23 protein-coding genes are annotated in these 26,242 nt (G+C 68.0%); 13 read left to right on the top strand and 10 right to left on the bottom strand.

Going from position 1 to position 26,242, the window contains the following annotated elements; genetic code table 11:
- The first annotated feature begins 12 nt into the window (after positions 1–12).
- Entirely contained in the window at positions 13–513 is a 501-nt protein-coding gene (locus GC106_RS35995) for a GreA/GreB family elongation factor (RefSeq protein WP_446684953.1), read from the top strand.
- 242 nt (positions 514–755) lie between these two features.
- Positions 756–1,496 carry a ribonuclease activity regulator RraA gene (locus GC106_RS35990; RefSeq protein WP_173139861.1) on the top strand — a complete coding sequence of 247 codons (741 nt, stop codon included), beginning with the start codon at positions 756–758 and terminating at the stop codon, positions 1,494–1,496.
- A 9-nt stretch (positions 1,497–1,505) separates the two neighbouring features.
- On the opposite strand, the gene GC106_RS35985 is transcribed toward GC106_RS35990, so the two are convergent.
- The 5 genes from GC106_RS35985 to GC106_RS35965 form a co-directional block, all read right to left on the bottom strand.
- On the bottom strand, positions 1,506–2,783 hold the full coding sequence (locus GC106_RS35985; RefSeq protein ID WP_173139859.1) for a mandelate racemase/muconate lactonizing enzyme family protein: 1,278 nt from the start codon (positions 2,781–2,783) through the stop codon (positions 1,506–1,508).
- Positions 2,780–4,789 (bottom strand): ABC transporter permease, encoded by a 2,010-nt coding sequence (locus GC106_RS35980; protein ID WP_173139857.1) that lies wholly within the window; start codon positions 4,787–4,789, stop codon positions 2,780–2,782. The genes GC106_RS35985 and GC106_RS35980 overlap by 4 nt, the downstream gene beginning before the upstream one ends.
- Positions 4,786–6,207, bottom strand: coding sequence for an ABC transporter substrate-binding protein (locus GC106_RS35975; RefSeq protein WP_173139855.1), 1,422 nt, complete (start codon positions 6,205–6,207; stop codon positions 4,786–4,788). The genes GC106_RS35980 and GC106_RS35975 overlap by 4 nt, the downstream gene beginning before the upstream one ends.
- 95 nt (positions 6,208–6,302) lie before the next feature.
- Positions 6,303–6,671, bottom strand: coding sequence for a hypothetical protein (locus GC106_RS48350; RefSeq protein WP_246367541.1), 369 nt, complete (start codon positions 6,669–6,671; stop codon positions 6,303–6,305).
- A gap of 49 nt (positions 6,672–6,720) precedes the next feature.
- Entirely contained in the window at positions 6,721–7,467 is a 747-nt protein-coding gene (locus GC106_RS35965; protein WP_217281395.1) for a FadR/GntR family transcriptional regulator, read from the bottom strand.
- Positions 7,468–7,539: 72 nt separating this feature from the next.
- Between GC106_RS35965 and GC106_RS35960 the strand changes: the two genes are divergently transcribed.
- On the top strand, positions 7,540–8,697 hold the full coding sequence (locus GC106_RS35960; protein ID WP_173139848.1) for a mandelate racemase/muconate lactonizing enzyme family protein: 1,158 nt from the start codon (positions 7,540–7,542) through the stop codon (positions 8,695–8,697).
- A gap of 34 nt (positions 8,698–8,731) precedes the next feature.
- Here the strand turns inward: GC106_RS35960 and GC106_RS48345 are convergent, their stop codons facing one another.
- On the bottom strand, positions 8,732–9,190 hold the full coding sequence (locus GC106_RS48345) for a DUF3592 domain-containing protein (RefSeq protein WP_246367540.1): 459 nt from the start codon (positions 9,188–9,190) through the stop codon (positions 8,732–8,734).
- A gap of 581 nt (positions 9,191–9,771) precedes the next feature.
- Between GC106_RS48345 and GC106_RS35950 the strand changes: the two genes are divergently transcribed.
- Positions 9,772–11,601 (top strand): PLP-dependent aminotransferase family protein, encoded by a 1,830-nt coding sequence (locus tag GC106_RS35950; protein WP_173139844.1) that lies wholly within the window; start codon positions 9,772–9,774, stop codon positions 11,599–11,601.
- A 19-nt stretch (positions 11,602–11,620) separates the two neighbouring features.
- Here the strand turns inward: GC106_RS35950 and GC106_RS35945 are convergent, their stop codons facing one another.
- Positions 11,621–12,178, bottom strand: coding sequence for a TetR/AcrR family transcriptional regulator (locus GC106_RS35945; protein WP_173139842.1), 558 nt, complete (start codon positions 12,176–12,178; stop codon positions 11,621–11,623).
- Positions 12,179–12,290: 112 nt separating this feature from the next.
- Between GC106_RS35945 and GC106_RS35940 the strand changes: the two genes are divergently transcribed.
- Together GC106_RS35940 and GC106_RS35935 are read left to right on the top strand one after the other, a co-directional pair.
- Positions 12,291–13,304 carry an NADP-dependent oxidoreductase gene (locus GC106_RS35940; RefSeq protein WP_173139840.1) on the top strand — a complete coding sequence of 338 codons (1,014 nt, stop codon included), beginning with the start codon at positions 12,291–12,293 and terminating at the stop codon, positions 13,302–13,304.
- The gene (locus tag GC106_RS35935) at positions 13,301–13,705 is read left to right on the top strand and encodes a nuclear transport factor 2 family protein (protein ID WP_173139838.1); all 405 of its coding nucleotides are present in this window, start codon (positions 13,301–13,303) and stop codon (positions 13,703–13,705) included. Before GC106_RS35940 ends, GC106_RS35935 begins: the two co-directional genes overlap by 4 nt.
- Before the next feature lie 83 nt (positions 13,706–13,788).
- On the opposite strand, the gene GC106_RS35930 is transcribed toward GC106_RS35935, so the two are convergent.
- From GC106_RS35930 to GC106_RS35920, 3 genes are all read right to left on the bottom strand, one after another.
- Complete coding sequence (locus tag GC106_RS35930) at positions 13,789–14,208, bottom strand: nuclear transport factor 2 family protein (RefSeq protein ID WP_173139836.1); 420 nt, start codon at positions 14,206–14,208, stop codon at positions 13,789–13,791.
- Positions 14,209–14,659: 451 nt separating this feature from the next.
- A complete protein-coding gene (locus GC106_RS35925; RefSeq protein ID WP_173139834.1) occupies positions 14,660–15,736 on the bottom strand; it encodes a hypothetical protein in 1,077 nt (358 codons plus the stop codon).
- Between the two features lie 208 nt (positions 15,737–15,944).
- The gene (locus tag GC106_RS35920) at positions 15,945–17,354 is read right to left on the bottom strand and encodes a hypothetical protein (RefSeq protein ID WP_173139832.1); all 1,410 of its coding nucleotides are present in this window, start codon (positions 17,352–17,354) and stop codon (positions 15,945–15,947) included.
- 343 nt (positions 17,355–17,697) lie between these two features.
- On the opposite strand from GC106_RS35920, the gene GC106_RS35915 reads away from it, so the two are divergent.
- The 7 genes from GC106_RS35915 (at position 17,698) to GC106_RS35885 (ending at position 26,212) form a co-directional block, all read left to right on the top strand.
- Positions 17,698–18,888, top strand: coding sequence for an MFS transporter (locus GC106_RS35915; RefSeq protein WP_173139830.1), 1,191 nt, complete (start codon positions 17,698–17,700; stop codon positions 18,886–18,888).
- Positions 18,889–18,918: 30 nt separating this feature from the next.
- Positions 18,919–20,049, top strand: coding sequence for a glycosyltransferase family 2 protein (locus GC106_RS35910; RefSeq protein WP_173139829.1), 1,131 nt, complete (start codon positions 18,919–18,921; stop codon positions 20,047–20,049).
- The gene (locus GC106_RS35905; protein WP_217281394.1) at positions 20,049–20,801 is read left to right on the top strand and encodes a formylglycine-generating enzyme family protein; all 753 of its coding nucleotides are present in this window, start codon (positions 20,049–20,051) and stop codon (positions 20,799–20,801) included. The genes GC106_RS35910 and GC106_RS35905 overlap by 1 nt, the downstream gene beginning before the upstream one ends.
- Positions 20,802–21,195: 394 nt before the next feature.
- The gene (locus GC106_RS35900) at positions 21,196–21,828 is read left to right on the top strand and encodes a GTP cyclohydrolase II (RefSeq protein ID WP_173139827.1); all 633 of its coding nucleotides are present in this window, start codon (positions 21,196–21,198) and stop codon (positions 21,826–21,828) included.
- A gap of 43 nt (positions 21,829–21,871) precedes the next feature.
- On the top strand, positions 21,872–23,752 hold the full coding sequence (locus GC106_RS35895; protein WP_173139825.1) for a WD40 repeat domain-containing protein: 1,881 nt from the start codon (positions 21,872–21,874) through the stop codon (positions 23,750–23,752).
- Positions 23,749–24,831, top strand: coding sequence for a TauD/TfdA family dioxygenase (locus tag GC106_RS35890; RefSeq protein ID WP_173139823.1), 1,083 nt, complete (start codon positions 23,749–23,751; stop codon positions 24,829–24,831). Before GC106_RS35895 ends, GC106_RS35890 begins: the two co-directional genes overlap by 4 nt.
- 301 nt (positions 24,832–25,132) lie before the next feature.
- Positions 25,133–26,212: a ParB/RepB/Spo0J family partition protein gene (locus tag GC106_RS35885; protein WP_246367539.1), complete on the top strand. Its 1,080-nt coding sequence runs from the start codon at positions 25,133–25,135 to the stop codon at positions 26,210–26,212.
- Positions 26,213–26,242 lie beyond the last annotated feature (30 nt).

Raw genomic sequence — 26,242 nt, 5'->3', positions numbered from 1 at the left:
AGAAAGCCGATCATGATGACCAGCACCTCTTCGCGGCACTGGCTGTCGCAGCACGCCCATGCAGCTCTTCGCGACGAGCTCGCCAGGTTGCTGCGCCACCAACACACGACGGGGAACGCCGATCCCGATGTCACGACCGCCGACCGGGACGATCACGACACCATCGTGCGGACCGGGCAACGGCAGGCACGGATCCGCGAGATCCAGGATCTCCTGCGCGACGCGGTTGTCGGCGAGGATCCACCGGACGACGGGATCGCCGAACCGGGCATGGTGCTGACCGTCCGCTACGACGACGACAACGACACGGAAACCTTCCTGCTGGGTCTCCGGCACGAGGCCGAACTGGGCGACATCGAGGTGTACTCCCCGGATTCGCCGATCGGCATCGCACTGTACGGCGCCCGACGCGGCGAGCAGCGGACGTACACGGTCCCCAATGGAGACACCGTGCGAGTAACACTGCTCGACGCCGCGCCCTACGGCCATCACCAGAGCACCGTCCGCCGGTAACCCGTTTACGCACGATCGTGCCGGTCGCCCATGTCCGGCTGCCTTCCTGCAATTGCGCTCCAGTGTGGAGTACGTGGCCCGGCACCCGTTGTCGGACAAGGGCGCACTGGTCATGCGGAGCAGCACCGCGCCGCCACTCGCCTGGCATCGCCAAAAGCAGGTTCGCCGGACTACGCTTGATCGAAATCCCATCGAAACTCTCCGATAGTTTCGGTCAGCGCGGACCCGAGGGAGCTACCGACGTGGTCGAGTCGCACGACATCGTTCGCCCGCCTGCCGAGCTCAGTGCGGCCCTCGCGGCCATCGGCAGCGCGACGGCCAGCGCCGAGCTCAGCCGCATGGGCATCCGCAGCGCGTTCATCCAAGGCCCGGTTTCGGTGACCCCCGGCGTGCGCGTGGCCGGCCCGGCGCTGACGCTGCAGTTCCTGCCGAAGCGGGAGGACCTCTACCCCGTCGACGAGTACGCCGAGCCGGAGAAGCAGCTGCATCGGCACGTCATGTACCACGCCCAGCCCGGTGACATGATCGTCGTCGACGCGCGCGGCGACATGCGCAGCGGCGTGTTCGGCGAGATGATGCTGACCTACTTCAAGGGCCGCGGCGGCGCCGGTGTGGTGATCGACGGGTGCCTGCGCGACATCGGCGAGGCCAAGCGGCTCGGCCTCGGGTTATGGATCCGGGGCGCCACGCCGAACTTCCACGCCCAGACCGACATCGTCCCGGCCGCCGTCAACGTGCCGGTGGCGTGTGGTGGCACGCTCGTCGAGCCGGGCGACATCGTCGTCGCCGACGACGACGGGGCGGTCGTGGTACCGATCAAGCTCGCGCCCACTCTGCTGGCTGTCGCCCAGGAGCACGCGGAATGGGAGGAGTTCTCCCGGCTCCGGCTGGCTGAGGGCGGCGACATGCGGCTGTACTACCCGTTGTCGGACGAGGCCCGGCCCGAGTACGAGCGGTGGCGTGCCGAGCAGGGCCCGGCCTGACGGGCGCTCTCAGCTCCACAGCCGGTCGTGGCTCGACTCGGAGTCCCAGTGCGTCGTCTCGGCGAAGAACACCGGATCGCGCGGGTCGAGGTGGCGGCGCAGCAGCTCCTCGTCGATGTCGCCGAACCCCAGTCCTGGCGTGTGCGGCACCGTGATGTGGCCGTTCTGGATCAGCGGGCGGGGCAGGTCGGTGACGAGGTCGCTCCAGAACTCCACGTCGGCCGCGTGGTGTTCCAGCGCGAGGAAGTTCTCCGTGGCGGCGGCCAGGTGCACGCACGCCATCGTCGCGATCGGCGACGCCGCCAGGTGCAGCGCCATCGCGATCCCGCGCTCCTGCGCGTAGTCGCCGAGCCGCTTGGTCTCCGCGATCCCGCCCGCCGTCGCCGGGTCAGGGTGCACGACGCGGATGGCGCCGGCGTCGAGCAGCGGCCGGAAGCCGTCGAGGAGGTAGATGTCCTCCCCCGTGCACGTCGGGACGGCGACGGCCGCGGTGAGCTGGCGCCACTGGTCGGTCAGCTGCCACGGGATCAGGTCCTCGATCCACGCCAGCGTGAACGGTTCCAGCGCGCGGCCGATCCGGATGCAGGAGTCGAGGGCGATGTGGCCGAAGTGGTCGGCGGCGAGCGCGATGTCGTAGCCGACGACGGAGCGGACGACGTCCACATAGGACGCCAGGTGGTCGACGCCCTTCGCGGTGACCTGGATACCGGTGAACGGATGCATCGTCGTCAGGTCCGCACGGGCGCCCGGCGGCGCGATCAGCGCCCCGGGCACGTCCCACAGCAGGTCGATGCCCACATCCATCTTCAGCATCGTGAACCCGCGCTGCTTGCGATCGAGCAGCCGGGCGCCCATCGCGTGCGGGTCCGGCAGCGACGGCGTGTCCGCGTAACAGCGGATCTCGTCCCGGAACCGGCCCCCGATCAGCGCGTACGCGGGCACTCCGTACGCCTTGCCGGCGAGGTCCATCAGCGCCATCTCGACGCCGGAGACCCCGCCGCCCTGGCGGCCGTGGAACCCGAACTGCTTGATCTTGCGGAAGATCTTGTCGACGTTGCAGGGATTCTCACCGACGAGCCGGCTCTTGAGCATGAGCGCGTAGGTGGCACTGGCCTGGTCGCGCACTTCCCCGTAGCCGACCAGCCCCTGGTTGGTGTCGATCCTGATGATCGACGAGCGGAACGGCACGCCGGTCAGGTTGGCCACCCGCAGGTCGGTGATGCGCAGGTCGCTCGGCCGGGATGCCGTCGGGACGTGCTCCTCGGTGATAGCCGGGGCCTCGCTCATCCCTTCACCGCCCCCGCGGTGAGGCCTTCGGTCAGGAACCGTTGCCCCAACGCGTACATGAGCACGACCGGGATGCTGATCAGCAGCGAGGCCGCGGCCAGCTGCCCCTGCGGCACGACGTCGCCGAAGATCATCGACTGCATGCCGACAGGCAGCGTCTTGTAGTCGTCGTTGGTGATGAACACGAAGGCGAACAGGAACTCGTTCCACGCGTTGGTGAGCGTGAACAGCGCGACCGCGAGCAGGCCAGGCTTGGCCAGCGGCAGCACGATCCGGATGAACGCCCCGAACCGCGTGCAGCCGTCGACCAGCGCGGCCTCCTCGAGGTCGGCCGGGATCGACTTGAAGTAGCCGACGAGCAGCCACGTCGCGAACGGCAGGGTGAACGTGGGGTAGGCGAGCACGAGCGACCACAACGAGTCGTTGAGCCCGATCCCGCTCATCATCTGGTACAGCGGGATGAACAGCAGCGCACCCGGCATCACGTAGGTGAGCAGGATCGTCACCGTGAAGCTCTCCGAACCCCGGAACCTCAGCCGCGCCAACGCGTAGCCGGCCAGCGCCGCGCAGACCAGGGCGATCACGGTGGACGCCACCGACACCAGGATCGTGTTGACGTACCAGGTGCCGAACGCCCGGCCCGTGAACAGGTTGGTGAACTGCTCGGTGGTCCACGGGGTCGGCCAGAGGTCGTCGGTGCGCGCGACGATCTGGTCGTCGGACTTGAAGGCCGTGATCGTCATCCAGTAGAGCGGGGCGAGCACGAAGCCCAGCAGACCCACGAGCGCGACCCCCGTGCCGGTGCCGCTGACCAGGCGTGCGGCCACCCGGTTGCCCCGCGCGGCGAACGCGGAGACGACCCGTCCGACGGCGGCCGCGAGCAATACGAACACGCCCAGCACGAGCGCGGCCTTCCACACGATCTGCGGTGACGCCCAGACCAGCACGAGCACCGAGACCACGACGATCACCCACGGCATCGCCCTGCGCTGAGCGGGAGTCAGCCGCCTGCGCCCCATGTCGCCTGCGCTCGGCAGATCGTTGCGTCTCATCATCCGCACGAGGATCACCACGAGAATGCCGATGATCGGCAGCATCACCAGCGTGACCGCGGCGCCCGCGCCCAGTTGCAACTGCAGGATGGCTTTCGAGTAGGCCACCATCACGTACGGGGCGGTGGCGTCCCCTGGCCCGCCCTGGGTCATCAGCCAGATCAGGTCGAAGTTGTTGAACGTCCAGATCGACGACAGCAGCACCGTCACGATCATGACGTGCCGCAGCCCCGGCAGCGTGATGTGCACGAAACGTTGCCACGGCGAGGCGCCGTCCACCATCGCCGCCTCGTAGAGGCCGCTGTCGATGGCCTTGAGCCCGGCCAGGAACGTCACCGCGAAGAACGGGATGCCCTTCCAGACGTTGACCAGGATGACCGCGGGCATCGCGAGGTTGGGATCGGACAACCACTCCGCGGGCCACTTGTCGACGAGCCCGATCGCGGCGAGTCCGGGCCCGATCCCCGAATCGGTGAGCAGGACGTTGACGCTGCCGAAGATCGGGTCGAACAAGGACCGCCAGGTGAAGGCCGTGACAACCGTCGGCACCACCCACGGCAGCAGGATCACCCCGGCGACGATGGCCCGGCCGCGGCGCATGTGGTGCAGCATCAACGCCGCGATGAGACCGAGGGTCACCTTGAAAATCTCGGCGTACGCGGTGAAGACGAACGAGTTGAGCACGCCCGTGTGGAACAGGGTGTCGTCGATGAGGGCGGTGTAGTTGTCCAGCCCGACGAAGACCGTCTCCGCACCGTGGCGCTCCGTGGCGCTGGTGAAGATCGAGCTGACGATCGGGAACAGGATCAGGCCGGCGACCAGCACCAGCGTCGGCCCGATGAACAGCGCTGCGAGGCGCCAGTCGCGCCCGAGCAGCCGCTGCGATTTGGTGAGCGAGGACGACGCGCCCGGCGCCGGCCGGGCCGGCGCCGGGCGCGGACGCAGGACGGTCACTGCTTGTAGCCCTGCTGCTCGAAGACCTGGACGATCCGGGCGTGGGTCGAGGCGACGGCGTCGGCCGGCCGGGTGCCCTGGATGACCGACTGCATCATGTCGGTCAGCAGATAGGCGGCGGTGGCCGCTTGTTCACCGGGGCTCGGGGCCTGGGGGAACGCGTAGCCGGTCTTGGTGGTCACCGGGAGCGGCGTGCGGGTCTGCTCCCGCAGCGCGGCGAAGGCCGGGTCACCGCTGGTGTAGTACGGGTCGGAGTCCCAGACCTTGTCCCACGAGGGGTTGACCAGGCACGGTGCCTCTTTCGCGACGCCGAGCAGCGCGCTGCCGCTGACCATGTACTTCGCCACCAGTTTGGCGAGGTCCGGGTTCTTCGCCCCCTTGAACACGACGAACGAGTTGGACTCGCCGAACGCGAGTGGCCGGTCGAGCGCCGGTCCGGTGGCGCCGTTGAACACGTGCGTGTTGGCGTAGACCGGGTTCTTCTTGGTCTTCGAGTCGGCGTAGACGCTGAACTGGTTGAGCGTCAGCCCCAGGATCTGCGCCAGCCAGTTCTCGTTGTTGCTCGAGTCGGTCCAGCTGCCGATCCCGGGTGGCAGCATCGGCGCGTACTTCGGGTTCGTGTAGATGTCGCCGATGAACGCGACGGCCTCGACGGTCTCCGGCGAGTTGAAGACCACCTTCGTGCCGGTGTTGTCCGCCATCGCCCCGCCGTAGGTGTTGATGACGTTGTTGATGAAACCGTTGGCGTCGCCGGAGCGGTTCACCGTGAGCCCCCAGCCGAAGCGCCGCTTCGCCGGGTCGGAGACCGCCAACGCGTTGTCGCGCAACTCCTCCCAGGTGTAGTGGGGCTTGAGCGGGAGCCCTTTCTCCTCGTACCAGTCCTTGCGCAGGTACATCCCTGTCGCGATGAAGTGGTACGGGATCGCGTACCAGCGACCGTCGAACACGCAGTAGTTGGCCGCCTCCGTCGCGGGTTCCCCGTAGAGCTTGCGCATCTCCTCGACCACGTCGGTGACGTCGGTGAGGTGGCCGAGGTTGTGGAGCTGGCCGACGAACCGCCGGTCGCTCATGAAGGCCAGGTCGCGGCTGGTGCCCGCCTTCACCTCGGCGTCCATCTTCGCGACCATGTCGCCGGCGTCGCCGGAGACCAGGTCGTTGCGGATCGTGGTGCCTGTGGCCTGCGCGAACACCTGCAGGGACTTGTCCAGCGCCTTGTTGGCGGCCTCGGCGTACAACTTCTGGGAGAGCATCCCGACGGAGCCGCCACGCAGCCCGGCCGCCTGGTCGAGTAACTCCTTGGGCACCTGGACGTCGACCTGCGGCGCGGCGGGCTCACCCCCGCACCCGGTGAGACCGAGCACGCCCAGCGCGCTCATCCCGAGGAACGAGCGCCTCGACCAGTCCTGTTTCCCTTCCATGACCACTCCTCTCGCGCCCGATCGAGCGGACACGTACCGACGGGGCGACGTTGCAACCGGCGGGACAGCGCGGCGAGCGCCACGCTGCGGGTCGTTCATGCGGCGAAGGACGCCGAACTGCTGATGTGTTGTGCTGGCAGCCCGTCGACCAGCCCGGTCGAGCCACGGGGCCGCCACAGCGGTACCGGGCCCGAACCGGACTCGGGGTCGAGCGCCAGTACGGTCGCCCGTTGCGCGGAGCCGAGAACCCGCTGGACGACCCGGATCTGGGCGATGTGGTGCACGCCGCCGCGGTACTGCGACAGCTGCCACGGCGTGCCGGTGAACCGTCTGCTCTGCTTGGCGGACCGGTCGGTGAACGGGGTGGCCACGTACCGATCGGCGAGCCTGCGCGACGCCGGGCAGTGCAGTGTCCCGCCCGCGATCAGCCCCAGCCGGATCCGCGGTGTCGCAGGTGCTGCCATGCCTCGTCCGTCCTCGTCGTCGGTTGGAGGATCCCGGTCGTGCAGTGCGCTAGCGCCGCCGGGCGGCCCGCTTGGTCTGCTTCCCCTTCTCCTCGATGAGCGTGGAGTAGTTGTTGCTCAGGTGTCTGCGCATCGCGGCGCGGGCACCTTCCGGGTCGCGCGCCACCAGCGCCTCGTAGATTTCCGCGTGCTCGGCGGTGGCGCGGCACAACCCGGCCGGCGCTTCGTTGGTGATGCGCCGGCTGGCCGTGCCGAGCCAGCGGGCGGAGTACATGATCCGGTCGAGAATGCGGTTGTCGGCCGCCCGGCAGATCTCCATGTGGAACTCGTGGTCGACCTCGAGGTAGGCGTCGGGGTCCGCCTCGAGCGCCGACATGCGGTCGAGCTCGGTCTTGAGCCGGTCCAGCGTCTCCTCGGTGATGCTGGCCGCGGCCATGGCGGCGAGTTCGGGCTCGAGCAGCACGCGCATCTGGTGCAGCTCCTGCAACAGCTCGCCGACGATCTCCGTGGGCAGCCACTCGATCAGCAACGGGCTCAGGTAGTCCCACTCCGCGCGGGGGCGCACGACGACGCGGCGGCCCTGCGCGACGTCGACGATGTCGAGCGAGGCGAGGATCTTGAGCGTCTCCCGCGCCACCACCCGGGACACCCCGAACTCCTGGGAGATGTCGAGCTCCGACGGGGCCCGGCCGTCCTCGATGTCGCCGCTGACGATCCGCCGGGTCAGGTGTGCCGCCACCTGCACCGGGAGCGTCCGGATCCTGACCGCGTCCGGAGACTCCTGTCCCCTTTGCATGTCAGCAGCTTATATGACAAGTTGGACCTCGCGACAGTCCTTTCCTGGGCACGACCCGGCGGCGGGAGAGCAATGCGGATTGTGAACGTCACGACAGCAGTGGTGGCCTACCACGGTGAGGCCACGCTGGTGCGGATCGACACCGACGAGGGCCTCAGCGGATACGGCGAGGCCAATCCCGACGCCGGCGCGGGCGCCGTCGTCGGAATGATCAACTTCCTGACGCCCCTGCTGATCGGCGAGGACCCGCGCAACGTCGAGCGGTGCTGGGAGAAGCTGCGCCGCGGCAACGTTTTCGCGGGCCCCCAGGGCGGGGTGTTCGTGATCGCCCTGTCCGGGATCGAGCTCGCGCTGTGGGACCTCGCGGGCAAGGCCGCGGGCCAGCCGGTCCACCGGTTGCTCGGCGGGAAGTTCCGCGACCGGATCCGCCTCTACGCCGACTGCGGCGACGGCGACGACCCGGCGGGCTCGGTCGCCGGATGCGTCGACCGGGCCCAGCGGATGGTCGCCGAAGGCTTCACCGCCATCAAGTTCGACATCGACAACCTGCGCCACCCCGCCAAGTACGACGCCTTCAACCACACGATCAACGCCGCCGAGCTGCGATCGATGGTCGAGCGCGTGGCAGCCGTCCGGGAAGCGATCGGACCGGACATCGATCTGGCCATCGACCTGCACGCCCGCTACGACGTGCCGAGCGCATGCCGGATCTCGTGGGAGCTCGAACCGTTCCACCTGATGTGGCTCGAGGAGCCGCTGCCCGCGGAGAACATCGACGCCCTGGTGCGGGTGCGCTCGCAGACCCGCACGCCGATCTGCGCGGGCGAGAACCTCTACCTGCGGTGGGGTTTCCGCGAGCTGCTCGAACGCGGCGCCGTGGACGTCATCGAACCGGACGTGCCGAAGTGCGGTGGCCTCGCCGAGGCCAAGAAGATCGCCAACCTCGCGGAGCTGCACTACATTCCCTTCGCACCGCACCTGGTCTCGACGCCGCTGGGCACGATGGCCACGTCACACCAGTGCGGAGCGATCCCCAACTTCCTCGTCCAGGAATGGCACGCCCTGGAGGAGCGTGCGGTGTGGGACAGCTACGTCCACGCCCCCGACGGGAGCGGCTCGATCGTCAAGGACGGCTACATCACGCTTCCCGACGCTCCCGGCATCGGAGTGGAACTCGACATGGACGGCGTCCGGGCACACGCCGTCGCGGGCTACGGAGTGTTCGAGTAGCGGAGCCGATCACCTGTCCATCCGCAGCCCGTCGTCATTCCGGAGCGGCCAGGATGACGACCAGGCCGCACCCGATGGCAACGAGCCCGACGACGAACCGGCCGACGAGGTCTCTGAACGTCCGCATGGCGCCGGTCATGATGGCTGTCTGTGGCGATTCCGGCAGGTAGACGATCGGGACCTGCTCGCCGATCGCGGGAAGTCCGTACTGCCGGCCGTTGACGCTGCCTTGCGCTGTGCGATCGACGAAGGTGACCATTTCGCCCCGCTGGTTCGCGAAGCGGAGCTTCGGGGCGTGGAATTCGACCCTGGACTCGGACGGTTTCGTGCCGATGACGGTGCCCGTGGTGCGGATTCCACGCTCCCGGAACTTCCGCCGAAGCCGGTTTTCCTGGCGCTTGAGCGACATCCCGGGCAAAGGCGGCGGCGCCAGCGTGTAGGTGAGAAAACGTCGGACACGGCCATCGAGCGATTTGTCGGCGTCGAGCTCCACTGTGTCGCTGAGCAGCCGAACCTGCTCCGGGTCTTTCGGGAGAAAGGAGACCTCTATGTCGGCGCCTACCGGAAGCGCTCCGTGGGCACGTGTCCAGGAGGAGGCAGGCGTGAACGTTCGCCGATTTCCCCGGTGGTCCACGAACTGGATCACCGGCGTCGGGAGGCGTTCGTCCGGGTCAGCGACGTGTTCGATCACCGTCGCCGTGGTGCGGACCCCGCGCCGCAACCGCCAAACGAGCCATAGCCTGGAACAGGCGGACAACCATGCCACTATTCCGACTAGCGCGAACAGTGCTCCCAAGACATTGATTCTCCACATGTCCACCGCCGTGAGAGCTTTGGTCCCCGCGCGCGATTATGCCACGGCATGCGTACGTAAGACGCTGGCCGGACCGTACACCCGGTCGAGTCGGCCAACGGCGTGGCGCCCTTGAGAAGCCGCACTGAGCGCCACGAGCGCGGGAGCAGCTGGGTGAACCTCCGCCTCGAACCGGCGATCCCGCGCCGGAAATGCGGACACCACGACGCCACGCTGGCAGCCTCGGGCAGGACCATATCCGCCTGTCGCGAAGGAATGCCATGACAGGGCACGCCACTGAGCCGCAGCACGTCGACTTCCCTTATGGACCGGACGGCACGAGCTGGTCCGCGCTGGTGACCTCGGCCGGGCTGGGCGAGGGGCGGGCGACGGTGATCGCCGAACCCGCGCGTGACCCGAGGCAGGCCTACCCTGAACAGGACGAGCTGGACATCGCGGATTTCGAGATCCCGGCGGAAGGAATGAGCGCGCAGCAGCGCAAGCGGGCGCTCAACCGCCTGGAGACGTACCTGGTCGGCAAGCACGAGACCATGGTCGGGTTTCAGGGAAACCAGGACATGGCCCGCTACCAGCAGGACCTGGCGCGGTTCATGGAGTTCCACCTCAACAACGTGGGCGACCCGTTCCAGCAGGGCAACTACAAGCCCAACACGAAAATCGTCGAACGCGCCGTACTCGACCACTACGCGTCGCTGTGGCGGGCGGCCTGGCCCTACGACGCGGAAAACCCGGACAGCTACTGGGGTTACGTGCTGACCATGGGGTCCACCGAGGGCAACCTGTACGCGCTCGCCAGTGCCCGGGACTACCTGTCCGGCAAGAAACTGATCACCGAGCCGGGCGACGGCGGCGACCAGATGGTGTACGTGCAGGCGGTGCCCGCGAGCGAGGAACCGGGCAACGCCAACCGGCCGGTGGCGTTCTACTCGGAGGACACCCACTACTCGGTCATCAAAGCCGTGCGCACACTGGCGATCGACACGTTCGCCGCCGTGGGCCGCGCGGAGTACCCGGGGCAGTGCCCGCTCGGCATGGACTGGCCGATGGAGGTGCCCTCGCGGGGCGGGCCGGACGGCACCGGCGAGATCGACGTGGACGCACTGGAACAGCTCGTGACGTTCTTCGCCGAGCGGGGGCACCCTGTCCTGCTGCTGCTGAACTTCGGCACGACGTTCAAGGGCGCGTACGACAACATCGAGAAGGTCGCCGCCCGCCTCATCCCGGTCTTCGAACGGACCGGCCTGCTGGAACGCGAGATCGAGTTCGAGCCGGGCCGCACCGACCGCAGGCGCGGCTTCTGGGTGCACGTGGACGGCGCGCTGGGCGCGGGATTCATGCCGTTCCTGCGGATCGCCGCGGCCGAGGACCGTGGCAGCGACCTGGCCCTGCAACTGCGCCGGGAGATCAAGGGCAAGATCCCGGAGTTCGACTTCGGCCTGGTGGTCGACGGCGTCGACGTGGTCAGCTCGCTGGTGATGAGCGGCCACAAATGGCCCGGCGCACCATGGCCGTGCGGAGTGTTCATGACCAAGAACAAGTTCCGCGTCGAACCACCGTCCCAGCCCGCGTACACCGGTTCCCCGGACACCACGTTCGCCGGGTCGCGCAACGGACTGTCCCCTTTGGTGCTGTGGAACGACCTCGCGTCCAAGTCCATCCGGGAGCACGCCGCCGAAGCCGTGCGGGCGCTGCGCACCACCCGATATCTGGAGAGCTCGCTGCGTGAACTGGAGGACCGCCTCGACCGCGAGGACCGGCTCCCCGATGGCGGCCTGTACGTCGACCGCAGTCCCATGGCCCTGACTGTGCGCTTCCGTAAACCCGCCGACCACGTCATCGAAAAGTGGTCGCTGTCGTGCCAGCCGATACGCACCGGCTCAGGCCGGATACGCCACTACGCACACGTCTTCGCCATGTCGTCGGTCACTGAGGAGAAGGTCGACGCGTTCATCGAGGACCTGTTCGCCGAAGGGGCCTTCGACCGGCCTCACGACGTTGCGGAGCCACAACGCCGTGCCGGTGCGCAGACCTTCGCCACCGATGTCCGGCCACTGGCGCTCGTCCCCGTGATCGGCCGCGGATTCCAGTGACACACGGACTCGCTGAAATCTAGGCGGGACGCGCCTTCGTCACGATGGCGCTCATCACGATGTCGAACAGGCGCTCGGCACGTGCTTCGAGTCCCGGATGGTCGCTGAGCCAGACGAGCGAGGAAACCAGGGCGAACAGGTCGGCGCCGTCAAGGTCGGTGCGCGCCGCGCCTGCCTCCTGGGCGCGGGTGAGCAGCCGCGCGCCGGACCCGCGCATCGCGACGCAGGAGGCGTGCAGCGGCGATTCGGAGTCTTCGATCGCCTGCACCATCGCCGACACGACGCCGCGGTAGTTCGTGCAGACCGCGATGAAGTCGCGCAGCCACAGCACCAGCGCCTCGCCAGGCGAGTTCGAGGTCTCGACTTGCACCGCCCGCTCGGTCAGCTCGTCGAAACTTGCCCGGAGCAGGGCTTCGAGCAGCGCTTCCCGGGTCGGGAAGTGCCGCTGCAACGTGGCCAGCCCGACCCCGGCGCGGCGCGCGATCTCGCGCATCGACGCCTCCGTGCCCTGCTCGGTGATGACGGCGCCGGCGACGACGAGCAGGCGGTCGTGGTTGGCCTGGGCGTCCGCCCTCATCCGCACTCCTTGCCTAAACGGGTCACTGACTCGTATATTCGGGTCAGTGACCCGGAAAAACGGGTCTGGTGACTCACTTCGAGTTTACCCCTGTGAGACATGGGAGAGAGCTGTGCCGACAGAGACCATGAACGCGATCCGCCTGCACGAGTACGGCGGCCCCGAAGTGCTGCGCTACGAGGCGGCACCCATGCCCGAGCCGGGGCCGGGGCAACTGCTTGTCCGGGTACACGCGGTCGGCGTCAACCCGCCGGACTGGTATGCGCGCGAGGGGATGCCCAACGTGCCGGCGGAGCTGAAGCCGCCGGTCGAGCTGCCCCTGATTCCGGGGACCGACGCCTCGGGTGTCGTCGCGGCGATCGGTGACGGCGTCGAGGGCTTCGCGGTCGGCGACGAGGTGTTCGGCCTGCTGAACTTCCCGAACTCCTTGCAGGGCAACGCCTACGCCGAGTACGTCGCCGCGTCGGCGGCGGACTTCGCGCACAAGCCGGCCGGTGTCGACCACGAACACGCCGCGGCCGTGGCCATGTCAGGCCTGACGGCGTGGCAGTTCCTCGTCGAGCTCGGCCACGACGTCCCCTCGCCGTTCCAGCAAGCCCAGCACCGCCCGATGGCGCTCGACGCGGGGAGCACGGTCCTGGTCAACGGTGCCGCCGGCGGCGTCGGGCACCTCGCGCTACAGCTCGCCAAGCGGCAGGGCGCGCGGGTGATCGCCGTCGCCTCCGGTGCCCACGAGGCATTCCTGCGTGACCTCGGCGCCGACGTGGTCATCGACTACACCCGGGAACGCCCCGAGGAGGTCGCCCACGACGTCGACCTCGTCCTGGACTGTGTTGGCGGACCACAGAGCAGGCGGTTCCTCAAGACGATCAAGCGCGGCGGCTCCCTCTACCCGGTCTACTTCGGCGAGTTCGACGACGAGGAGAACGCGAGGCTGGGCATCACCGTCACGGCCGCGCAGGTCCGATCGAGCGGCGCGCAGCTGACCGAGATCGGCCGCCTGCTCGAAGACGGCACCCTCCGCGTCGCGATCGACAGCGTCTTCCCGCTCAAGGACGCCCGGGCCGCGCACGAGCGAGCCGCGCGGGGGCACCTCCAGGGCAAGATCGTGCTCACCGTCGCATGAGCCCGGCAGAGCGGCTCGCCGTCCACGAAACCCTGGCCCGCTACGCCTTCGCGCTGGACCAGCACGACTCGACGGCACTGGAAACCGTCCTGACTCCTGACGCGATCTGGACGTTCAAGATCCCCGGCGAGCCAGCTCTCGGCCCCATCGCCGGACGCGAGGCGATCCTGGAGTTCACGCGAACCGCGTGGATCACCGAAACCGGGCAGCGGCGGCACCACCTGACCAACGTCGTCGTCCGCGGCGCGGACACCACAACCGCGCTGGCGACCGCCTACCTGATGCTGACATCCGACGCGGCCGTGCTCGGGACCGGCGTCTTCACCTTCCGGCTCAACCGCACCGGAAGTGAGTGGCGGATCGTAGAGCTGCTTCTCGCTGCCGACAACACCTGGCCGTGAGTGTGAAGTCCCATTAGGAGACACGACCTGGGAACAGCCCGACGACCATGATGCTCCACAGTCGACCGTCCGATGAGGAGCCTTCAGGCGAAGAAGTCGACGAACGCGGCGGCGTCGGCGTAGTACCCGGTGAGCGTCGCGATCTTTCCGTCGGCGAATTCGAACCGCTCGATGATGGACGTCCGCCAGCCGTCCGGATAGCGTGGCCGCGGCGAGAACTCGACCTCGTAGTAATGCAGCACCACGTCCCCGTTCGCGAAGCACTGCGACGCGCTGGTGGTGAACCGGACCCCGCTGTTCACCGCCATCGCGGACGCGGCCGCACGCCACTGCTCCCACCCGTCGAACCCGACCAGGCGGCCGAAGATGTTGCTGGGCTCGAGAAGCACCGACTCGTCGGTGATGAAGTCCGGCAGCCCGGCGGCGAACGCCCGCTGGTCGGGCATCGTCGACTCGATGAAGGCCGAATACCGGTTGACGAATTCCACGTACTTCTCAGACATTTTTTGACATCCTATGACGTTCCAGTCGGTCACCGCCAAGTCCCGCGGAGGTCGCACGCGTCCAGAACGCGCCCCACGAAAGACAAGCCGTCGTGACCTGAGCTCACCCGAGAATATCAACCAAGCCGGTTACCGGCGCCGCCCGGGAACGACCTCGGCGAGGTCCTCCGCGGCGGCTTTCAGGTCGCCACGGGGACGTTCTGGCGGCCCGCATGCGGGCCCGGGACATGGGACGATGTCGTCCCTCTCGGCGAGCAGCCACGCCAGGGTGAGCGGCGCGACGGGTGACGCCCTTGGGCCCGGCGAGCTCCTCCGATGACGAGTTTTCGCCGAAGTTCTCCGGGGACCCACCAGAAGCGCCGGCCGCCGCTGATCGTGGTACCGGCGAAAAGGGATGCAGACGCGCTCGCTGTCGGGCATGCGCCACGACAGCGAGCGGGCACGGTAGTGGTCAAAGAGTGCGGTTGTAACTCCGCAGTGCCTTCCAGAGCGTCTCCGGGTCGGCGTTGGCCTTGATGATGTCGTTGATGTTATTGATGATCACCCGCTGGGCCGGCAGATCCGCGGCGTTGATCTTGTTGCGGAGGTTGGCGAGCGACCACATGTCGACCCCCGACTCCACCACGATCGGGTCGCCCCAGAAGTCCACGGCCGTTTCGTTCGGTACGTCGCCGAGCCGCGTTGCCGGGATCACTTTGTGCGGGCTGTTCCGGATGCTCGCCTGGCATTTCCCGGCACAGATGTTGTTGGTGGCGCCGATGAAGATCATGTCGACACCCGTGTTCCTCGCCTCGGCATTGACGAGCTGCTCCTCGGCGTGCAGCCCGCCTCGCAGCGAAGTGGTGATGCCGATCTTCCTGAGCGCGTCGACGACCGACTGAATCTCCTGGTTCAGCAGTTTCCTCCCGTCCTGCTCGATGTTGCGAACGCTTGCCAGGACTGGGTTGTTCTTGAACCATTCGTCGAGGTACTTCTGGGTGTTGGCGGCGAAGGCGACGCGGAACTTCGTGGCTCCGCCCTGGCTGGAGAGGGTGATCGAGAAGCCCACGGTCACGGCCTGTCTGAACTCCTCGGAGACGTTCCGCTTCAGGTAGTCGACAAGCGCGCGGAGATAGTCGATGAGTTTCGACGGTGTCCGCTGGTCCACCACCGGCGGCGGCTTGGGCGGGTCGAGTTGCTGCTCCTGGCTGGCGAGAACCGTGTCCCCGCTTTGAGCGGCCTTGGCCTGGCCCTCGCAGGACTCGATCCTGACGGTGGTGCTCGTGTCCGCCGCCGCCTGGCTCATCGCCTGGGCGATCTCCATCGGCGTGAGGGCGACGTCGCTGATCAGCCTGGCGAGGTCAGGCGGCTGGTCCGCGACGGACGAAGCCCCCTTGGCCGCCGCCTGCTCCAGCAACTCCTTGAACAGGCGGGCGCGGTAGAGCCTGCCTGCCTCTTCGTCGGCGGCGACCAGGGCCAGGAACTGGTTCTGCCGGCAGCGGTCGGCATCCGACCGCGGTTGGGGCAGGTCCTTCTGGTCAATGGTCATCGGCGGAAGAACGGTGCAGGGCGCGGTGGTGAAGCGGCCTACGCCGCTCTGCCACACGGTCCGCAATGCTGGCCCGCACTCCCCTGCACCCGGTCGGGCGTTCGCGGTGAACGGCGACGCGGCGACGGTGAACGCGGTACTCGCCGCGAGTAGTGCTACTACTGTTCTCTGGCGGAGGTTTGCTGACATCTCCGTTTCTCCTTCGGAATCACCAGGTGAGTGCGTCGAGCGCGACGGTTCCGGTGCCGGGTGCGACTTCCAGGCCGATGGCACCGACCGCCGGGACGGAGGGGACCTGCCAGGTGACGGTCACCCACTGCCGGGCCGGCAGCCGGTGCTCGGCACCGGTGGGGAAGACGGGGCGGTGTTGAGCGTCGCGGACGAACGGCCGCACGGTGATGCCGTCGCGATCGGCCCATACCTGGTAGGTGACTGTTGTGCCGGTTCGCAGGCCGGTGAGTCCGCTCGTGGTGCCGACGGCGGCGTGGCCGTCCGCGGTTGCGTCCAGCATCAACGCGCGGCTGCCGTGCTGGGCGATCTCGGAGGTGATGCGTGGCCGGGGATCTCCGTAGAAGCGCGACCAGCCCTGGGTGGTGCCGTCCTCGAAGTCGAACCTCGGCCCGACGGGCGGGGTGCCGCCACCGATCGCGGCGAAGAACGCCTCTCCCTGATGGGTCAACGCGGTCTCGCCCTTGATCAGCGCGAAGTCGCCGTGGTCGGTCGCGGTGTAGATCATCGCGCCGGCGAACAGCGGGCCAAGGCCACGCAGCTGCGCGATGGCCTTGCTGGTCCACTGCTTGATGTTCGGTGCGTCGCCGTAGGCCGGGCTGGGGAAGCGCGGGTCGACGTTCCACTCCGAGACGAAGAACGGCAGCGTCCGGCCGATCTTGTCCTTGACCTTGTTCTCGATGTCCGTCACGTGGGTGGCCCACTTCGGAATGTCGGCCAGGCACGCCTCCCAGGTCTCGTTCGCCTTGTCGCACACGTATTCGTGCCAGGACAGGTAATCCGGCTTGTCGACGGCGAGGCCGACGAAATCGGCCACGTAGTCGGCGTTGGCCTGGAAGTTGACCGGGCCGACGAACTTGTACTCGGCGGGCGCCTGCCTGCGCAGTTCAGGGACGACCGCATTCCATGTCCGCGCGTATTCCTTGGCGTCGATTCCCGCGAGGTCGGACTCGTTGCCGAACTCCAGGTACACCCGGCCCTCGCCGAACACCTGCTTGGCGAGAGCTATCCGGCGAAGGTTCTCACGCAGCACGAACGCGTCGTCCCCGGCGGCGGGACCGCGCAGGATCAGCATCGGGGTGGCACCGGTGTTGTGCGCGGCTCGCATGACTTTCACCAGCAGGTCGTCGCCGATCGGGGCGGGATTGCCGTCGAAGTTTCCGCGCAGCGGTACACGGATCAGCGGCACGCCCTTGTCCCGTAGCAGTTTCTGGGTGGTTTCGCGGTTCACCAGAGTGTCGTCGGCGCTGTAGAACGACATGTTCACGCCGAACGCGGGTTCAGCCGTCGTGGTCACAGCGGGCACAGCCGATGCGGTGGGCACCGTCAGGACGGCGGCAATGTGGGCCGCGGCCATCACCGCCAGCCGTCTTGCACGAAACGATTCCATGGATTCCTCTCCCTCGTGCGGGATACGTAAGGCGGGCAACGCCGGACGCTAGCCACGGCCGGGCGGTCAACGGCCTGTCGCGGACCAGGCATGGACCAAATTCGGACCACCGACGGACACCTCAACGACTGCTTGACGGCAAACGCGGCCCCAGCGGACCGTCGTACTTCGTCATTTGTCGGGACGGTCTCCCGGAATCGTCGATTTCACCGACCGGGACAACCTGACAAAGTAAGGACCGGTCGCTTGACAGACACGCGCGGGCTCCGGCACTTTTCTGACAGTGCCATGGCCTGCTGCTCATTGAGCACGCCTCCCATGACAACCAGGTGAGCGTGGTGAAATGTTGTTCTGGCGCTATTCCAGCGTCCTACGGCGGCCAGGGCTCGGCGCATTCGTCGGGACGATGTTCTTCGCCCGGCTGCCGGTCACCGCGGCCGGGGTGACCCTGACGCTGCACGTTGTGCTGACCCTCGACCTCGGTTACGGGTCGGCAGGGTTGCTCGGTGCGGTGTTCACGATCGGCTCAGCGGTGGGTTCGCCGTGGCTCGGCAGGCTGACCGACCGCAAGGGCCTGCGGTTCACCGTGCTGCTGACCGCGACCGCGCAGGGGATCTTCTGGCTGCTCGCCCCGCTGCTGAGCTACCAACTGTTGCTCGGCACAGCGTTGTTCGCCGGGCTGCTCACCCTGCCCGTCTTCGCCATCAGCAGGCAGGCACTGCCGGCGCTGGTCCCGGCGGCGGAACGGCGGACGGCGTACTCGCTCGACTCGATCGGCGTCGAACTGTCGTTCATGGCCGGCCCCGCGCTCGCCGTGCTCGCCGCGACCAGGGTGTCCACCTCGGCGACGATGGCGGGCATCGGGGTGGCGATGCTGCTCTCCGGTCTCGTGCTGTGGTGGCTCGATCCGCCGATCCGCGGCGCTCACGAGGAACCGGCGTCGGCTGGTGAACGCCGCCCGTCCCGTCGGGAGTGGCTGACCAGGCCGCTCCTCTTTGTCATCATCGTGAACGCCGGTCTGACGATCGTGCTCTCCGGAAACAGTGTCGCGATCGTCGCGACGCTCGAGAACAACAACCAGGTCGGCTTCACCGGGCTCGTGCTCATTGTCTGGGGTGTCGCGTCATTGATCGGCGCGGTGGTCCACGGCGCCATTCCCCGGTCATTGCGACTGGCGACGCTGATGGTCCTGCTCTGTGTCCTGATCATGCCGGCCGGACTGGCCACCAGTTGGTGGCTGCTCGCGTTGCTCCTCATCCCCGCCGGATCGTTGTGCGCGCCGACAGTGGCCACGACCGGCGAGAGTGTCAGCACACTTGTTCCGGCGGCTGTCCGCGGCGAGGCGATGGGTTTACAGGGCGCGGCCGCCACCGCGGGGAACGCGCTCGGCGCTCCGATCGCCGGCGCGATCATCGACGTTTCCGGCGTCGAATGGGGATTCGCCGCGATCGGCGCGACCGGCCTGCTGATGGTCGCCATCGGACTGTCGGTGCGCGGCGCGCGGACCGGTGTCGCGCGGCAACCGGTGGGCTGAGGTGGTTCCGACGAATCGGTGGAGGAGAACATGACCGGCTTCCTGCTCCCTGTCGCGCAACTGCCGCCCCCGCGGGATCTGCCCGCCGATCTCGACCTGGTCCCGGTGACCCTGCTCGTCCCCTTCTACCGCGAGACAGCCGACGTCTTCACACGGGCGGGCGCCTGGCTGCCCACTTTGGACTACCCCGGCGAACTGCTGACCGTGCTCTGGCTGGTCGACGATCGACGACCGGCCGACCTGGCGATCGCGCGTGCGGCGGCGGCGATCGCGAGTCCCGGCTTCGCCGGTCGCCTCGAGGTCCGGCCGGTCCCCTCGCTCACCCCGAAGGCGGTGGCGATCAACCACGTCGTGCCTGGCATCCCCGACGAGATCGTGGGCATCTACGACGCCGACTCGGTTCCCGCCGCCGACCAGGTCCGGCGCGCGGTCTGCGCGCTGACCGTCGACGGTCACGACGCGGTCGACTGCCTTGAGTTCTCCGGCATCGCTCCCGGCGCGGTCAACCAGGCCACCCTCGCCTCGGCCTCGTCGTTCTTCGCCGGGATGACCTTCGCCAACCAGGTCTTCGGTGTGCACATGCTGCTCGGTAGCTCGGTCTACTTCCGCCGGGACGCCTTCACCCGTGTGGGGAATCTGCCCGAGCAGGGCGTCGAGGAGTTCTACGACTGGTCGCTGCGGGCGGCCGAGAACGGGCTGCGGATCGGCCAGGTGCGGTCGTACACCTACGGGTTGCCGACCGGCCGGGTCCGTGGTGCGGTCGCACAACGCACCCGCTGGCTGCGTGGCCAACTGGAGATCGGCCTGCGCACCCTCGGCACCGCCCGCCGGGGGCCTGGCAGGCGAACGGCCGCGCTGTTCACCGCGAGCATCCTGGCCCAGATGCTCGCCGGCCCGCTCCTCGCCGCCGCCGTGGTGAGCAAGCGGGCCAGGCCGGTGGCAGCCGGAATGCTCGTGGTCGAACTGATGCGGATCCGACGGCTTGCCCAGATGCCGCAATGGCGGGGTGTCGTGTCGCCGTACGGCTGGTTCCTGCTGTTGCCCTTCGAGCTCGTCGAATCGGTTTCCGCGTGGCGTGGGACTGTCGAGCTGATCCGTGGGATCGACACCTGGCATTCCGTCCGCGCCAGGCTGGGTGAGGCCGACGATAGGCTCCGGTGATGCGGGTCGACAACAACGCCATCGCGCGATCGATCCTGGCCGGGACCACCTGGATGCGGGTTCCAGCCGGCGTCGTCTCGATGGGAACGAGTGAGCGCGATTGCGCGGCAGTGCTGGCCGAGTACGCCGACCTGGGGGTGCGGTACGACTGGCTGCTCAAGGAATGCCCGATCCATGAGCTGACCGTCGACGCCTTCCAGATGGCCCGATGCCTGGTCACCAACGCGACTTTCGCCCTCGCGGTACCGGCACTCGGGCTGGACTGGCGGCCGAGTGGGCCCGCCGACCACCCGGCGCTCGTCACCTGGGCCGAGGCGGACGCCTTCTGTTCCTGGCTGTCGGCGAGCTCCGGTCACCCGATCAGCCTGCCGACCGAGACGCAGTGGGAGCGGGCGGCCCGTGGCGATGACCGGCGGGAGTTCCCGTGGGGTGACGAGTTCTCCCCCGCCCGCGCCAACGTCCGGGAATCCGGCAGAGCCGGGACGACCCCGGTCGACGCGCACCCGGACGGTGCGAGCCCGTTCGGTGTGCTCGACATGGCGGGCAACGTGGAGGAATGGACGGCCACGATCTACGCGCCCTATCCGGGTGCGCCGTCGTCGGTCCCCCTGACCGAGGACTGGGCTCTGGACGCGCACGTGACCCGGGGCGGGTCCTTCCGGCTCAACCGGGATGTCGCGCGATGCGCCCGCCGGCACGCGCTGTACGAACCCGGCTCGCCGATCGGCTTCCGGCTTGTCCGGACGTCGTAAGTTCCCCAGCGAGGAATGCACCGGCACACTGGACCTTCTGCTCCCGCAACGCTCACCGATGAGCACGCGGCCACCGGCCGGAACTGATACCACTGCCGGGCGGGCAGGACCGGTTCGGTGGCGTGTTCAAGTGTGGAATTTCCTCGCTTGAACACCACTTCCGCACCGTCGCGACGCGGGAAAGATCGAAACGCGCTCCCGTGACAGGGGGATCGCCCTGCCGCGCGAATGCGTGTCGCCTGCGGGAAGTTTGACGGACAGACCGGCGTGCGCTTACCTTTTTCGCAGAAGGGCAGCATCTCTCCGCATTGCCCAGGTACGTGCACGATCACGCGTCACACATACGACCAATCCAGTGGTGTGCCCACGTATCCCACTACGGAAACGGATCGCCATGAAAGTCCAGCAACGTTCCAGGGAAAAGATACTGATCCGCACCAAGATTCGTGTCCCGCTGATCACGTCGGCAGGCCGGGAAATGACCGGAGAAGTCCATACGTTCTCCGGACTGAGCGACGGCCTGGAGCATCTCGCGATAGGCCTGGGGAACTACTCCGCAGCCACTCGCCCGCTGGTGCGCATCCATTCCGAGTGCCTGACCGGCGACGTGCTCGGTTCGGCCCGCTGCGACTGCGGCCCGCAGCTGCATGAATCACTGGAGCGCATCTCCGAACGCGGCGGGGTGCTGCTCTACATGCGCCAGGAAGGCCGGGGCATCGGCCTCTACAACAAACTCGACGCATATGCGCTTCAGGACCTCGGATACGACACGTTCGAGGCCAACCGGCAGTTGGAGTTCGCCGACGACGAGCGCGACTACCGGCCCGCCGCGCAGATGCTCGAAGCCTTGGGAATCACCCACGTCGACGTCCTCACCAACAATCCCGACAAGGTGGTCCAGTTGCGGCGCCACGGGATTCACGTGTACGGGATGGAGCGGACCGGGGTGTTCCTGTCCGCGCACAACCGTCGCTACCTCGAGGCCAAGGTTCGGACCACGAGGCACGAGTTGGCCGTGCGTATCTGAATTTCCGCGCAAGCACAGTGGCACACGTCGAAAGGAGTTCCGCATGTTCCCCATCGATGTCGCGTACCTGTCACCGGAGGCCGGGGAAGCCGATTCAGCGGCCCACGCTTCCCCGCAGACGTCAGTGGCGTTCAGCCCGGACGGCCGATTTTATGTCAGCGGCGGTTATGACGGCAGGGTCGTGATGTGGGACCGGGAGCACCGTCGTCCACTATGGACAGCCCAGCACCAGCGCCTGGTCAACGGCCTTCGGTTCTCCCCCGCCGGAAAGCGGCTGGCGAGCGTCTCGGCGGACAAGACCTGCCGCATCTGGGACGTGGCCACGGGCGAGCTGGTCCAGGTGCTGGCCCGGCAGCCTGACGACCTCAATTCCCTTGCCTGGATCGACGACTCGACGCTGGTCACGGTCTCGCAGGACGGCACGGGACGGATCTGGGACACCGCCACGGGACGGTTGGACGACCGCGTTCTCTTCCACAGCGACCATTGCATGTCCGTCGACGCATCACCCGAGGGAGTCCTGGCCACGTGCGGCGAGGACGCCGTGATCCGCATCTGGGAGTCCGACGGGAGCCTGCGCCAGACACTCCAGCAGGTGGGCCACGCTGAGATGTGCCGCTGGGCACCCGACGGCGAACGGCTGGCGGTCAGCTGCGACGACGGCTACGTCCACCTGCTGACCAGTGCAGGCGAGTTGCTGTCGAAGGTGGGGCCGTACACGGCCGCGGTGAAGTCGGTGGCGTGGTCGCCGGATGGCAGCCGGCTGGCTGTGGGCGCGTACGACAGCACGGTGTCCCTCTGGGACGCTGCTTCGGGCCGACGCTTGGTCCGCTGGTACGGCAGCCAGCTCTGGCCGCGTTCCCTGGACTTCTCGTCCGATGGCCTGGCACTGATCACGGGCACGATCTCCACCCGGCCCGCGGTGCTGGATCTTCCGGCGACGCTCGACGATGAGGCGTTCGACAACCACCAGACCGTGGACCAGGCGCCCGGGACCCAAGGGGTCAACCACCTGAGTGTCGGTGGCGGGCTGGTGGCCGCGGGCTGTGACGACAGCATTGTCCGAGTCTGGCGTGACCTCGCCGAGCCGGCCGTGATCTTCCCCGTGGGCAACGGAAGCCTTGTCAACACTGTGGCCCTCCCGGCGACGGCGCCGAAGGTCTTGGCGTACGGGACGTTCTCCGGTGAGATCGGTGTACTGCGGCTCACCGACGGCCACCCGTTGGCCCTCGTCCAGCGGCACCATCCGGTCAACCGGGTCTCGTGGTCCCCGTCCGGTGACCAGCTCGCGGTCGCCGACTACGAGGGCACGCTCGACATCTATGAGTGGAACGGTGACACCCTGCGCGAGGTTTCCGCCTACCACGGGCACGACGGCGCCATCAAGGATGTCGTCTGGCTGACGGACGACAGGCTCGTCACCATGTCCACGGATCGCACGGCCTGCCTGGTGACCCGCGAAGGTGGGACCGAGCGCACTTTCACCGGGCACGGCGAACTCATCAACGACGGCTCCGTGACCACCATTGGCAACCGCACGGTGCTCGCCACCGTCTCCCGGGACCGTACAGCTCGCGTGTACGACCTGAACACCGGCGAACTGCTCGCGGTCCTGGTGGGTCACGACGAGTCCGTGAAGGCCGTCGCATGGCAACCCGGCGGGGCACCAGTCCTGCTGACCGGATCTTACGATTTCACGGCGCGTATCTGGGTCCTCGACCCAACGACGTGGCAAGTCGTCCGGATCGAACGGCTTGAAGGACACGGCAACGCGATCAGCTCGGTGAACTGGCTCGGCGACATCCCGGTCACCGGCGGCTGGGACGCACGTGTCCATGCCTGGCCGCACAACCCGGCACCGGGCGCGCCCAGGCGACCGCACCTGCTTCGCAGCGCCCCGGCTGCTGGGGGTGATCAGCGGTGAGCGTCCTGCTGGATCTTCACGAGGAGATCACCGTCGTCACGTTGGGCACGGAGGAGTCCGACGCGCTCGCAGGCGTCGCGCGCCGGTTGTGTACGCGTGCCGATGGACGGGTGGACAACGTCGGCTGGGTCGCCGCGGCCGGCGAAGCCTGGGAGGAGACACCTCCGATGCTGCGTCAGGCCGTCCGGACGTTCCGGCGTGACTCCGGGCGGCACGGCACGTTGCTGCTGCGAGGCCTGCCGCTCGGGTCAGACCCCCTGCCGCCGACTCCGAACGCCGACAACTCCGTGCAGCGAACCGCGACGTGCCCGGCCGCCGTGCTGATGATGGTGGCCAGCGGCCTCGGCGACCCGGTGGCCTTCATGGCGGAGAAGTCCGGTGCCCTGGTCCAGGATGTGGTTCCCGTCCCCGACAAAGAGACGTCACAGAGCAACGCCGGCTCCGTCCCGCTGATGTTCCACACCGAGAACGCCTTTCACGCGCATCGGCCGGACTACGTGCTGTTGAACTGCCTGCGGGCCGACCAGGACGGCAGTGCGGGACTGCGTGTCGTGTCAGTGCGGGCCTTGCTTCCCTATCTCGACGACCGGACTCGCGAGGCGCTGTGGGCCGAGGAGTTCGTCACCGAGCCGCCGCCGTCCTTCGCCACGAGGGCCGGCGCCGAGGGAGTGCCGCATGCGGTGCTGCACGGTCACGAGGACGACCCCGAGATCAGAGTCGATCTGGTGGCCACCCGGCCGATGACCCGCCGTGCCGGAAGTGCCCTGGCGAGGTTGCGCGACTGCTGCGAGGCCGTGTCGCTTTCGGTGTACCTCTCCCCTGGCGACCTCGTCGTGGTGGACAACCGCTCCGCCCTTCACGGCCGTTCCGCTTTCCGCGCCCGCTACGACGGCTACGACCGTTGGCTGCAGCGCACCTTTGTCCTGGCCGATCTGCGGCGTTCACGACGCTATCGGTCCCAGGACGGGCACGTCCTGAACAGTTGGGACGTGGCGGAAAGCTCGTGGCGGAGCACAGCGCCGACGTCCACAAGGGACATTTTCACTACGTCGCGATCGCCCGAAGCAGAAGGGTGGTGACGGCCGAGCAGTCCACCGCGTCCGCGACATCGCAGGGCTGCGATACCCCGAGGGGTATCCGCAGCCCTGCGCAGCTTGTCGGCCACCGGCAAAGCGCTTGAGTACGAACCGAGAGTGACCCACGCGAAGCTCATGGGGAAGCGAGAACTTCGACCGGACCAAAGGCTGAGCCCGGCGCTCGACGTCCACAATGGACGCGAGCTGCCCGGCTTCGAGCCCCTTCCGGACACAGTGTCCATGCGGGCGACGAGCGCACCGTGGACTACCGCCCTGTTCACGCGGACGATGAGAGGGCTTTGCGATGCTGGCCAGAGACACCGCTGTCGCACAGCGGAAACTGATGCGGGACGTCGGGCTCACCGCCGAGAAGGTCGATGCGGAACTGTCGGGATGCCGCCGATCGACCATGCCGGTCGACACACTGCTGTCCGCCGACTCGCCACGGATCAACGGCGAGGACGCCGCCCACATCCAGGCACTCGCCGCGGTTGAGGAACGCCTGCCCGCCATCATCGTCCATCGCCCCACGACACGTGTGATCGACGGCATGCACCGCCTGCGGGCCGCCGCGTTGCGCGGAGACACGCACATCGACGTCCTGTTGTTCGAAGGCAGTGCCGAGGACGCCTTTGTCCTGGCAGTCCGGCTGAACGCGGCACACGGCTTCCCGCTCTCCCAGGCTGATCGGAACGCCGCGGCCAAGCGGATCATCACCAGCCATCCGGCGTGGTCGGACCGCGCCATCGCAGCGGTCACCGGGCTCTCCGCCAAGACCGTGGCCTCCCTGCGACGACTGATGGACAGTGACGACACGTCGTCCGGCGCGCGCATGGGCCGCGACGGCCGCGTACGCCCACTCAATCCGGCCGAAGCGCGCCGCCACGTCGGTGAACTGTTCGCCGAACGACCGGACGCCAGTCTGCGGGAAGTGGCTCGGAAGGCAGGCGTCTCCGTGGGTACCGCGCGCGACGTCCGGCAGCGGCTGCGTGCTGGCAGCGATCCGGTGCCGCCGAGGCAACGTCAAGCAGAGAACAAGACGAAGGACGGCACCACCAGGCACCGTAACGCCAACCGTGAGACTGTCCGGATAGCACCGCCGTGGTACGCACTCGGCCTCGACCAGTTGAAGCGCGACCCGTCGATGCGCTTCAACGAAGCAGGGCGGAACATTCTCCGGCTGCTGGAGGTCGGCATGCTGGGCACGCACCAGTGGCAGCGCTATGTCGACGCGGTGCCCGCGCACTGCGTCGGCGCTGTCGCCAATGCCGCGCGACGCTGCGCAGAGGCGTGGGCGGATTTCGCTCAGCAGGTTGTGGCCAGGGATGCCGAGAGCGGCACGTCCGCCGTCAGGAAACCATCGGAGGAGGAAAACGCCTCTTGAGCCGGACACCGGCGCGTGCCGCTCGAAGTC

Origin of the sequence: Kibdelosporangium persicum (assembly GCF_013280595.1) — a bacterium.
Classification (GTDB): domain Bacteria; phylum Actinomycetota; class Actinomycetes; order Mycobacteriales; family Pseudonocardiaceae; genus Kibdelosporangium; species Kibdelosporangium persicum.
Note: the sequence above shows the minus strand (reverse complement) of the source record. Positions and strands in the feature narration are given on the sequence as shown.